The organism is Hymenobacter sp. YC55, from assembly GCF_029433095.1.
GTDB lineage: Bacteria > Bacteroidota > Bacteroidia > Cytophagales > Hymenobacteraceae > Hymenobacter.
This window is the reverse complement of sequence record NZ_JARNTX010000001.1, coordinates 1,080,927-1,092,691: the sequence shown is the minus strand read 5'-3', so window position 1 is coordinate 1,092,691 and position 11,765 is coordinate 1,080,927. Positions and strand designations below refer to the sequence as shown.

Sequence of the window (11,765 nt, the reverse complement as noted above, 5' to 3'; positions counted from 1 at the left end):
AGCACTCCTAACCTATTGATTAACAAATGCGAAGCGCGGCTATTCCGCGGCTGAAGGGCAAGTTATGCTCTTACCGCTAAGGTTTCGGCGCCTGCTGAATGCGCTTTGCGGGTTCGCCAAACTGCGCCCTAGCTACGCGCCGGGCGCTTCCCTAAGTCCCTTTCCTACTCCAACCTTTCCCTTAGTTCTTATGAAAAAGACTTTGTACACTCTTGCTGTGGCCGCACTTGGCCTGAGTGCCACTGGTACAGCTTCAGCCCAGGCCGTGCTCAATGGCAACTTCGAAAACTGGGAGCAGCGCAACGGCTCCGAACGCCCCGTCAACTGGTCTACCACCGACGACCTGCTCGACGCAATTGGAGTACCCGTAATTACCAACGCCGTGAGCAAAACCTCCGACAAGCAAAACGGCAGCTTCGCGGTGAAGCTGGAAAACAAAGCGCTGTTTGGCGGTTTAGCCACGGGAGGCTTTTTGGCGCTTGGCTCGCTTTCCGATCTGGAATCCGAGGAGTTCTTGGGTGTGCCGTTCACGGGCCGCCCCTCCCACCTGCAGTTTCACTACAAGCAAACCGGCACCGACATCGCCAATGATTCGGCCCAGGTGCTAGTGGCCCTAACCCGGTATGTCAACGGCCATCGGGAAGTGATAGGCGGCGCTGAATCGTTGCTTAGGAGCGCGCCTAGCTCTTATACCTTGATGAGTTTGCCCCTGGAATACCTATCCAGTGCAACTCCCGATTCAGTTTTCATGCTTATTGAATCGGCGACGGCCGAGGAGTTTACCATCGGCAACGCCTTGTACGTCGACAACATTGCCTTTACCAGCACGGTGGCCGCTACTCACAACGCGCAGTTGGCTAAGGAAATGCAGGTATACCCTAACCCAAGCGCTACGGGTTTGTTCACGTTAACTACCACGGGGCGCAACGCCGAGCTAGCTGGCACAACGCTCACCGTGACCGACGCCCAAGGCCGCACAGTGCTGCACCAAGCCTATTCGCGCACCAGCCAGCCCCGCACCATAGACCTGCAAAGCCAGCCGGCAGGCTTCTACCTGCTGCGCCTCGATACGCCCAAGGGGGTGGTGGTGCAGCGGCTAGTGAAGTCGTAGTACCCTAGCAATTAGGCCTTTTAGTGGCCTGCCCATCAGTCGAGTTCTGTTAACGCTGCGGCTTTACCTGGCCGCTTGTAGCCTTCTCGTGCCCTTTTCTTATCCTTCCTTTCCTCCACATGCAACCAGTATTTCCCTGCTCCCTTCCTCGATTAACGTGGCTACTGCTGCCCGCTAGCGCCTTACTTAGCGCCTGTGACCCCGACCCGAACCCGGAAACTGAGCCGCAGCCCCGCCCGGCAGCGTCCTTCACTGCCACGAGTGCCGGTTGCCAGAGCAACTGCCCAGTCACGATTCAGAATGCGTCGCAGCGGGCTACTTCCTACGCCTGGAACTTTGGCGATGGTACCCAGGGCACGGAAGCCGCCACGCAATTCACGCACAACTTCGCGCAGCCCGGCACTTACCGCATCAAGCTCACCGCGCAGGGCGCCGGCGGCACCGACACTACCAGCCGAGTGGTGGTAGTGGGCAGCCCGGCCCCTAGCTGCGCCAACCCGGCCGTGGTGCAGGTAACGGGGCCCATTACGCAACCTACCACTTGGGAGCCGTGCAAAGTGTACGTGGTGAACGAGGACGTGCGCGTTTCCAACATCCTGACTATTCAGCCGGGCGCCATTGTCAAGTTCAAATCAACTTCTAGCGGCTTGACGCTGAACCCCAACGGCCGCATCGACGCGGTGGGTAGCGCTACCTCTCCCATCGTCTTCACTTCTTACCGCGACGACACGCATGGCGGTGACACCAACGGCGACGGCAGCGCCACCCGGCCCGCCAAGAAGGACTGGAGCCAGATAACGTTGAACGGCCAGACTGGCTCGCGCTTCGAGTACTGCCACTTCCAGTACGGCGGCAACAATGCTTATGCCATCACACTGAGCATCAGCACCGGTACGGGCACCGTGCGCCACTGCGCATTTACCAACAACGCCGGAGCAAGCAGCGCCAACGCCGGTGTACTGGAAGCTCGCCGGGCCGGCGCTGGCACCGTGCTTGAGGGCAACACCTTCTACCGCAACGAGCTGCCGCTCAGCATCAACAATTTCTTCGACCTCGACGACTCCAACACCTTCCACAACCCTACTACTCCCACCGAAAAGAACGATTACAACGGCGTTTGGGTGCAGCCGGGCACCACTAGCTCGCCTATGTTGAAGTGGGCCGAAACCGAAGTACCCTACGTGGTTGGCAATATCAGTTTTGTGGCTCCGCTGATTCTAGGACCGGGCGTGAAGGTGAAGTTTCTGCAAGCCGGCAAGATGCAGTTTAGCGGCACTGGCCGCCTGGTAGCGAAGGGCACGGCCAGCCAGCCCATTGTCTTCACCTCCTATCTCAACGACGCCGTAGGAGGCGACACCAACCACGACAACACGACTACCTCCCCCGCCAAAGGCGACTGGACCATGGTCACGCTTACGGGCACAACAAACTCGGAGCTGGATTACTGCCAATTCAGCTACGGCGGCCAGGACGGCACTACGCTGGACTTGTTTGCGGCCACGGCTTCGGTAACCAATTCCACTTTCGCCCACAACGGCGAAGATGTAGCAACAACTACGCACGCCGCTTTGAATGCCTACAGCACAAACGCTGGCACGGTGATTCAGCAGAACACGTTCTACGACAATATCCGTCCCCTTTCCATTGCCCCGAGCATCGACCTGGACGATACGAACGTGTTTCATAACCCCCAGAATGCCAGTGAGAAAAACACCTACCAGGGCATTGTAGTGAACTGGGACGTCAACAAGCAGAAGCCCAACGTGGTGTGGCGCGAAACCGAACTGGCTTACGTAAGCCTCTACGACATAGCCTTGGGCGCGGGCAAAACCCTGGAGCTTGGCAACAATGTAGTTATCAAGTTTTTGCCCAGCCGGCAGTTGATCATGCGGGAGAGCGGCGACCAGCTAATTAACCCGAGTGGAACGGGCATTCGGTTCACTTCCGTGAAGGATGATGCAGTAGGCGGCGACTCGAACGGCAACGGTGCTGCCAACGCTCCCGCCCAAGGCGACTGGCAGGGCGTCTACGTTAACACGTCGCCTGGCAGCTGGATGCAATGGAGCAACATCAGCTACGACAGCCACTAACTGCCCTGCTGCTGGCTATATCTCCGGGCACTATGGCTCGCTCGTCGCTTGGGCTAGGTCGTTCCCTCCTTTGCGTGCTAGTCTTCGCGGCAGTCGGCTATCTGCGCCCCGACCATCTTTTGCACCACCTCGACCAGCCGGGCTTGGCTACCAAGCAACCTGCGGCGCAACAACCGGAGGCAGTTGTTCAGTACCACGCCAGACTGCCCAGGCGCCGGCTCCACGAATGGCCCCTGTACTTGGCGGATACGCGAGCCGGTTCGACAGCCACGGCTCCGGCCGCAGCGCCAAGCAAGCGCCTGGCTTTTCAGCGCTTACGAAGTCAAAATCGCGCTAACCGCCTGAAAAACAAGGCTGGTGAGAAGAGCAGCAACACCTTAGTCAATTGATTTTGCAGTTCAGGCCCTGGTTTCCTCAATTCAGTGAACTAGCCATTTACAGCCCCTAGGCCCCAAATTATCTTTGATCCAGAAATCATTGGATAAGCAAGTAAGCGTCAACCGCCTCACGCTGGTGCCACAACGAAGCCCGCTTGCACCCTACTTTTTCTGCCGGCATTGAATACAGGCCCGCGGTGAGGTAGTAGTTCCACCCCCTTTTTCCTGAACCTAAAAAATGCGGCTTGCGGACCGCCAAGGGAATTCTTTGTCTCATTTTTTCAATCCACTTACCCTTCAGTATCTATGAAAACTTTTAAAAAACTCGCCTTCACCCTTGCCACTGCTACGGTACTAGCGGGCTCTCTTTCCAGCTGCGCCACCCTGTTTGGGGGCCGCGTAACGGCTTATCAAAAAACGCCGCCTGCTCCCGGCCAGCCTTCCCGGGAAATCCGCGTGGGGGCTCTTGTGGCCGATGTAATACTGTTCTGGCCTAGCCTCGCCGTCGATTTTGCCACCGGGGCTATCTACAAGCCCGCCCCGCGCATGCTGGCTCCCACTGCTACAGTTCCTTACGCGGCGCCAGCGGCGCCTACTGCCACCGTTCCCGCTGCGCCAGTGGCACCTACTGCTACTGTTCCCGTTGCGCCGGTAGCGCCAACGGCTAGTGCACCCGCCGCACCCGCTGCCCCAACTGCCACCGCGGCTCCGGTAGCACCAGCGGCCCCGGCTGGCAAAGCGAAACGCCACTAAACCCCTTGCGACAGGAAATAGGGCCCTGTCAACATACTGCTCGGGCGTAGGCTCGGGCAGTAGGGCGGTGCCTTCCAAAACCGCTCAGCCTTCTCGGCCTGCCTCAGCTAATCCGGCTCTTCGGCATATCACCTTTTCATTAGCAAGCCCCTTCATTGCCTTCCTTTCCATGATACTCCGCCTCAAAAACTCGTTGTTGCTGCTCGCAACCTGTACTTCCTTGCTCGGCGCCTGCCGCGAAGACGACCCCGAACCCTCCACTACCACGCCGCCTCCCAACGAAGAAGAGCCCATAATAAAGGATACCCCCACAACTTCTATTCCCGAAGAAATGGCCGGCACCTGGTTTGCCGACAACAACGATGGGCCGCTAACTGCCAACTGGGATGCAGGCACCTTTCAGGGCGAACAGGGCTTCAAGGAATTCCGGACCATGGTGTTTACCAACGACGGCAAGAGCGCCGTGGAATACACCACCGAAGTAATGAACTCCGGCGATGAGGTGAAGCGCTACTTCTACCGAATTGTGGGCAGCCTGGAATACCAAGCCGCGCCTCGCTCGTTGCGCTTCCACGCCCAATCCGGCAAGATGCGGGTGTTTAGCAACAAGTACTCGGGCTACAGAGAGTCGCCTATCAAGGTGCAAGATCTGCGTTCGTACTTCAGCGTGTTGGTTGAGCCCCAAGCCACTACGTTTACATCGGCCACCAACTACCTGAATGCCAAGCGCACGGATGGTGGCAATCAGTACTCCGTGAAATACCGCAAAGTAAGCGGCAGCACTACGCCTCCCGACAACACTGGTGGCCTGTATTCCACGCCTCCTACATCGGGCACGCACGTCAAAATCGGTACCCTCTACTATCCTACCGTAACCATTGGCACCCAGGAGTGGATGTCGGTGAACTACGCTGGCCCCGGTGGAATGACCAATGGCTCGAAACCCCATTACGGCACTTTTCTGAAGTTTGCGGACCTGTCGAGCATTCAAGTACCAGCCGGCTGGCGCGTTCCTACCAAGGCTGACTACATCAAGCTGATTAAGTCGCAGGGCATTGCCTTCGACGACTACCTGCAGAGCACCGATGGCGAAGATGTGCAGTCCAAGCGCCTGCTGGGGCAACTCATGGCTAGCACTGGCTGGCTCAAGCAAGATGGCTACGCCAACAACAAGTCGGGCTTCAACGCTGTACCCGGCAACCTCCTGGTACTCGATGGCAACCCGCACGGCGAGGGGTCGAACTGCTTGCTGTGGACTTCGGAGAAGAATGAACGAGACAATCCGGTTGCCTTCAAAATAATTCAACTGCCCAGTGACACGTACGCCCGCTTCGGCGAGTACCCTGTTAGCTACTTCCCTCCTCACCTGCCGGTGCGGTTTGTGAAAGACAAGTAGGTCGGCGCTTCGCGCTTCGGCAAGCCGTTTGCTATGAGTGACAGCCGGGCCTGCTACAACTGCTAACTCAGCAGTTGTAGCAGGCCCAACCTGGTAGCCAGACGTTGCAAGAACACTGGCTGTACTACCAGCCCGCACCTATTTATTCAACCACTACCTGACACGGCACGTCAGGACCTTTTCGCTCTATGAAAACACAAGTAATCACTGTTCTGCTGGCCTTCGGATTTTCTACGCTTGGGCTTGCCCAGTCCACTGGCAACGTTGCTCAAGTCCCTGCTGGCAGCGCCCGAAGTACGCCGTTTGCTATCAACACAAGCGCATTGAATGTAGGCCTTGGAGCTGGGCTCAACTACAGCGGATTTGGCTACAAGTACACTGCGCTTCCAAACGTGAACACCTTGCCAGCCATCAGCCTGAGCTATGAAAAAGGAAAGTTTGCGGGGGTTGGTCCGGGTATCATTAGCATCGGCGGCTTGTTGGGCTACAAGCGCTACAGCTGGCAATCGGGTGGGTACGAGGGTGCCTGGCGCGGGCTTATCTTAGCTGTGCGAAGCGCTTATCACTACGACCTTTTTCACAACCCCAAGCTTGACACCTACGCCGGCCTTTCGTTGGGTGTTCGGCAGGAAAAGTACCGCTACGAGAACACCGACAATACCGGCTATTCTTCCTATGCCCGTAGCAACACGGCGCTGCAATCGGGCGTCTTCCTTGGGGCCCGCTATTTCTTTAGCGACAAAGTCGGGGCATTTACCGAGCTAGGGTATGATGCAAGCTACCTCAAGCTCGGCTTGACCATGAGGCTTTGAGCGTGCGGCAGCGCCCCCATCAGGCCACTTAATACAGCCATGGCAGCAGCCATCGAAGTAGTGCTTAAGCAACCGCAGGCACGGCAGTAGTCGTAGCAGGTGGTACTGCTTAGTCTGTACTGCCTCCTATGATGCTACCCAACCTCCCCCCTACTGGTTCTGAAGGACGCTGCCCCTGGGCCGACCACAACGACTTGCTGCGCGATTTTCATGACCACGAATGGGGCGAGCCAGTAGCTGAGGTAGGCATCTTGTTTGAATATTTGGTGCTGCACACGTTTCAGCTTGGCTTCGACTTTCCGGTGGTGCTGAAGCGGCGCGAAGGATTTCGAGAACTGCTGGCAAACTTCGACCCGGAGCGCCTGGCCCGTTTCGGCGAAGACGACATAGCCGAACTGCTGCTGAACCCGCGCATCCTGCGCAACCGGCGCAAGCTGGAGGCCACCGTGCTAAACGCCCAAGCCTGGCTGCGCCTGCGCCAGCAAGTAGGCGGCGACGACCAGCTGCTCGCTTTCTTCTATGAGTACGTAGGTGGCCAGACCATCGACAGCCAGCGCAGTCCTTCCAACCCGGTCCCCCTCTCCACGCCCCAAAGCGAAGCCATGAGCAAAGACCTGAAGAAGCGCGGCTTCGTAATGACGGGCCCCGTAACCTGCTACAACATTTTGCAGACGGCGGGCCTCGTCAACGACCACCTGCTTAGCTGCCCGCGGCACGCCGAGTGCGCCGCCCTGGCCGAGTAGCAGCACCGAATTCTGTAATGGCTACATGCCCAGAGCCGCTACCTTTGGTGAGTACCGTTGCTTCACCCTGATCTTATGCGCACATTCAACTGGGCCATCCTGGGCCCGGGCCACATCGCCCACAAGTTCGCCGAAAGCTTAGCCCTCCTGCCCAACGCCCGGCTTCATGCTGTAGCCTCCCGAAGCTTGGAGAAAGCACAGGAGTTTGCTGCCAAATTTGGGGCGCCGCACGCCGTGGGCAGCTACGAAGAACTACTGACCGTGCCCGACATTGATGTGGTGTACATTGCCACGCCGCATTCCGAGCATCATGCGCATACCCTGCTTTGTTTGCGCGGTGGCTTGCCCGTGCTGTGCGAAAAGGCCTTTGCTCTCAACGGCCGCCAAAGCCAGGAAATGATCAGCACGGCCCGGGAGAAAGGAGTTTTTCTAATGGAAGCCTTCTGGACGCGCTTTTTTCCAGCCATCAACAAAGCGCTGGAGCTGGTAGCGGCGGGTATCATCGGGGACGTAAAGCATCTGGCTGCAGACTTCGGTTTTGTGGCAACCTACGCGCCCGAAAGTCGGCTCTTCAATCCTGCTTTGGCGGGCGGCTCGCTGCTGGATATTGGCGTGTACCCACTTTTCATAAGCAAGCTTTTCCTGGGCGAACCGCAGGATATAAAAGCCGTGTCCGTACCCGCCGCCACCGGCGTAGACTCGACCTGCGCCATGGTCTTAGCGTACGCCAGTGGCGCAACGGCTAGCCTGTTCTCCACCCTAACCGCCCAGACCGACAATCAGTGCATCCTTTACGGCTCGAAAGGGCAACTGCATCTTACCGGCCGGTTCCATGCGGCCAGCGGCATTACCCTACACCTGACTGGCCAAGAACCCCAGGCTATTCCCTGCGAAAAGCAAGGCCTTGGCTACCACTACGAAGCCCAGCACGTGCAAGAATGCCTCGAACAGGGCCTCACGGAAAGTCCCTTGTTGCCACTCCAATTCAGCCAGGAACTGATGCAGCTTATGGACACCGTACGGCAGCAAATTGGCCTGCGCTACCCAGGCGAGTAAGGGTAAGAACTCGGGAAGCAACCTACTTCTATGTGCTTGCTCAAGCCTCAAAGGTTAGAGCTCATAGCTAGTTCCCCTTTTCATCTGAGGGGTTAGGAGTAGTTTACCCACATCAGAACAATGTAGAGAAACGTCATGCTGAGCGCAGCCGAAGCATCTCGCGGGCTGACATTGTCGTGGTATGGTCATGCTGAGCGCAGTGCAACGAAGCCGAAGCATCTCGCTAGTGTGGTAAATCCTAACGCTTGCCCAACGATTCGAGCGAGATGCTTCGGCTTCGTTGCACTGCGCTCAGCATGACGGGTACTTTAGCAATGGCAGCACGCGAGATGCTTCGGCTCCGCTCAGCATGACGTTCAGTAAGGGCAACAGTAGCTCAGCCACTCATTAGCCTCAATCAGGCTTGATATTGGCTGCTTACGTTTTCAAATAATTCCTATAAAAAAAGGCCCTGCTGAATTAGCAGAGCCTTTTTTGCAAATTTCACCTGAACAGAAACCAAAATAGCTAGTCCATCTTGACGGTGACAGCGCTGCCTGAGTACGTCACGGTTTTGGCGGGGGCTGCCGTGAAGTCGATGGGAGTTGGCTTGTCTTGGGTCACCCACACGACGTTGAAGGTTCGCTCGGTTTGCATGCCCGGGAACGTGCCTTTCCGCTCGCCAATGGTGAGGGTCTTGGTTTTCTCGTTGTACGAGGTAGGGATGGTGGCAAACGAACCCTTCTCGTAGTTGTAGTTCACGCCTTCGTCTTCATACAGCGAGAAGCTGGCGTCTTTGCCGGTATATACATAAAGCGTAACCGGGTCGGTGGGCTTTTCGGAGGTATACTGGATTTCGGGTCCGAAGGGAATAATCGAGCCTTCTTTCACGAATAGCGGCATGCGCTCTAAGGGCGCTTCTTCTGTGATTTGCTGGCCCCCGGGCACGTATTTGCCGGTGTAGAAGTTAAACCAGCCTGTGTTTGCCGGCAAGTACAGCTTCTGGGTCCGGGCCTGGTATTCGGTTACGGGTGCTACCAGCAAGCTTGGGCCAAACATAAACTCCTCACCTATGCTCTTAACGGCCGGATCAGCGTTGAAGTCCATGACCAGGCCGCGCATGATGGTGGAATTCTGGTGGTGCGCCTGGCCGGCCAGTGAATAGATGTAGGGCATCAGGCGGTAGCGCAGCTTGTTGTAGTACAACATGCTCTGGTAAGCCGGGTGCGTTTCGGGCGCAATGTTGTAAATCTCGCGGAACGGAAACTGGCCGTGCGCGCGGAACAGCGGGCAAAACGCGCCGTACTGGTACCAGCGCGCATTAAGTTCACGCCACTCTTCCAGGTCTTTGGCGTTCGGCTTTTCGTAGCGCCGTTCCACCGCAAAGCCCCCAATGTCGGTGGTCCAGTACGGGATGCCGGACAGCGAGAAGTTCAAACCAGCCGAAATCTGATTCTTGAAGTCTTCCCACCGCGAACCAATATCCCCACTCCAGATAGCTGCCGCGTACCGCTGCGAGCCCGCATAAGCCGAGCGGGTGAGTAGGAATACGCGCTGATCGGGAGCGGTTTTGCGCTGGCCTTCGTAGATGCCTTTCGCATTTTGCAAGGGGTAGCCATTGAAGTACTCCGTACCCGAACCCGCGTAGGTAGGGGTCATCAGCCGCTTGCGGGTGTCCTCATTGGTGTTCGAGTAGATGTCGGGCTCGGAGGCGTCCATCCACCAGGCATCAATGCCTTTGTTGAATAGCCTGGTGTTGAGCAGGTTCCAGAATTCGTCGCGGGCCTTGGGGTTGAAGGCGTCGTAGAACGTGGAGGTATAGCCCGGCGCAATCCAATCCTTGGTGCGGTTGGCGATGTTGCGCTTGTAGAGGTAGCCCTTGGCGTTCAAATCATTATACGTCGGAATCCCTTCGTAAAACTTGCCCCACACCGAAATCATAAAGTGCATATGATCCTGGTCGTGCAAGGTTTTGATCATGGCATCCGGATTTGCAAAACGGGTTGGGTCGAACTCCTGGCTGCCCCATTCCGCCGGCTTCCAATACGACCAATCCAGCACGATATTATCAATCGGGATTTGGCGCTTGCGGAACTCGGCGGCCGTGTTCAGAATCTCGGCTTGGGTTTTGTACCGTTCGCGGCTCTGCCAAAAGCCCATGGCCCACTTCGGCATGATGGGCGCCGGGCCGGTGATCTGGCGGTAGCCGCTCACCACTTCGTCTAGGTTGTTGCCTTGCACGAAGTAATAGTTGATGTCGCGGCCCGCTTCCGACTTAAAGCCGTATTCGTGCTGGCTTTGGCCTTCGAGCGGACTCAAGCATTTCAGCCCCAAGTACGACTCCCCCCCATCCGGGTCCCATTCCAGCCTGATCGGGTACTTTTTTCCTTTCTCCATGTTGATGGCCACCACCGCCGTGCCCGGGTTCCAGGCTTGGCGCCACTTGCTTACTTGCAGCTTGCCATCAATGTAGAGTTTCGCATAGCCCGCGTTTTTGAGCAAGAAGTGGTGCAGCCCGGTTTCATTGGAGGCAATAGCGCCTTCCCAGGTTGCCATGGTTTCGCCCAATTTCACCTCGGCCGGGAAGTTCTTCATGTCCTCCAAATATTCGTAGGGCAAGGAAGACTCGGGGCGCTGTGCTACTACTTCGCTCGGCTTGTTCTTTTTGACGTAGGTGGCCGTTAGCCAACCTTCCGTACCGTCTTTGGCGTAGAGTTTCAGGGCATAAAGCGGTTGGTAGTCGCGGGTGTCACCGACGTTGGTGATAGAATAGTTGTCCCACAGAATACCGTAATTCTTGTTGGAAACGAGGAAAGGCACCGCCACGTCCGTGTTGTTGTGGGCGAGCCGTACCTGTTGGCCTTTGTAGTTCATCACCCCATTCTGGTGCTGACCTAGGCCATAAATGCCTTCATCGGCTGGGGACTCAAACACTTGCTCTATCTCATACAGCTGTTCACCTTCTACTACCACCGGCTTAAATAGCTTACCGCCGTTTTTGCGCTCCTGCAGAATAACGCGGCCCTTGGTGTCGGTAAACACAACCTCGCCGGTCGTTAGCGAGACGGTGGCATTCAAGGCGCCTGTGCTGACCACACCCTGCCCTTTCTTCTGCTTGAACTGCCACTTCGGCGCCGCCCCCGTAGGGGCAACCGTCATCAAGCTCTGCCTAGTCGATACCGAATCCAAGGGGCTAGCCTGCACATGGATAATGTTGTCGGATACAACGTGAAGCCGGATGGTGCGCACGGCGTTGTCGTTGGGTTTGGGCAGAGTTATAAGTACCCCGTCCTGCAATTGCTTAACGCTCGGCTTTTGAGCCATTGCTCCCGCTATAGGCAACCAAAAAACAAGTCCTAGAAGCGAAAGGGCATAGGTACTGCGTTGATTAGACATAAAATGCAAACGATTGCCGGTTAGGAGTTGAACAAGGTGCCACACGCTGCCG

Annotated in this window: 9 protein-coding genes; 8 read left to right on the top strand and 1 reads right to left on the bottom strand. The window is 56.9% G+C overall.

Going from position 1 to position 11,765, the window contains the following annotated elements; all coding sequences use genetic code 11:
* The first annotated feature begins 190 nt into the window (after nt 1–190).
* The 8 genes from P1X16_RS04605 (at nt 191) to P1X16_RS04570 (ending at nt 8,338) form a co-directional block, all read left to right on the top strand.
* On the top strand, nt 191–1,111 hold the full coding sequence (locus P1X16_RS04605; RefSeq protein ID WP_277226680.1) for a T9SS type A sorting domain-containing protein: 921 nt from the start codon (nt 191–193) through the stop codon (nt 1,109–1,111).
* A 119-nt stretch (nt 1,112–1,230) separates the two neighbouring features.
* The gene (locus P1X16_RS04600) at nt 1,231–3,201 is read left to right on the top strand and encodes a PKD domain-containing protein (protein ID WP_277226679.1); all 1,971 of its coding nucleotides are present in this window, start codon (nt 1,231–1,233) and stop codon (nt 3,199–3,201) included.
* A 32-nt stretch (nt 3,202–3,233) separates the two neighbouring features.
* Nucleotides 3,234–3,590, top strand: coding sequence for a hypothetical protein (locus tag P1X16_RS04595; RefSeq protein ID WP_277226678.1), 357 nt, complete (start codon nt 3,234–3,236; stop codon nt 3,588–3,590).
* 294 nt (nt 3,591–3,884) lie between these two features.
* On the top strand, nt 3,885–4,331 hold the full coding sequence (locus P1X16_RS04590; protein ID WP_277226677.1) for a hypothetical protein: 447 nt from the start codon (nt 3,885–3,887) through the stop codon (nt 4,329–4,331).
* A gap of 169 nt (nt 4,332–4,500) precedes the next feature.
* Nucleotides 4,501–5,727, top strand: coding sequence for an FISUMP domain-containing protein (locus tag P1X16_RS04585; protein ID WP_277226676.1), 1,227 nt, complete (start codon nt 4,501–4,503; stop codon nt 5,725–5,727).
* Nucleotides 5,728–5,915: 188 nt separating this feature from the next.
* Nucleotides 5,916–6,539, top strand: a complete 624-nt coding sequence (locus P1X16_RS04580; protein WP_277226675.1) for a hypothetical protein — start codon at nt 5,916–5,918, stop codon at nt 6,537–6,539.
* A 128-nt stretch (nt 6,540–6,667) separates the two neighbouring features.
* Nucleotides 6,668–7,282, top strand: a complete 615-nt coding sequence (locus P1X16_RS04575; protein WP_277226674.1) for a DNA-3-methyladenine glycosylase I — start codon at nt 6,668–6,670, stop codon at nt 7,280–7,282.
* A 75-nt stretch (nt 7,283–7,357) separates the two neighbouring features.
* Nucleotides 7,358–8,338, top strand: a complete 981-nt coding sequence (locus P1X16_RS04570; RefSeq protein ID WP_277226673.1) for a Gfo/Idh/MocA family oxidoreductase — start codon at nt 7,358–7,360, stop codon at nt 8,336–8,338.
* A gap of 507 nt (nt 8,339–8,845) precedes the next feature.
* Here the strand turns inward: P1X16_RS04570 and P1X16_RS04565 are convergent.
* Nucleotides 8,846–11,641, bottom strand: a complete 2,796-nt coding sequence (locus P1X16_RS04565) for a TIM-barrel domain-containing protein (protein ID WP_277226672.1) — start codon at nt 11,639–11,641, stop codon at nt 8,846–8,848.
* Nucleotides 11,642–11,765: the final 124 nt, after the last annotated feature.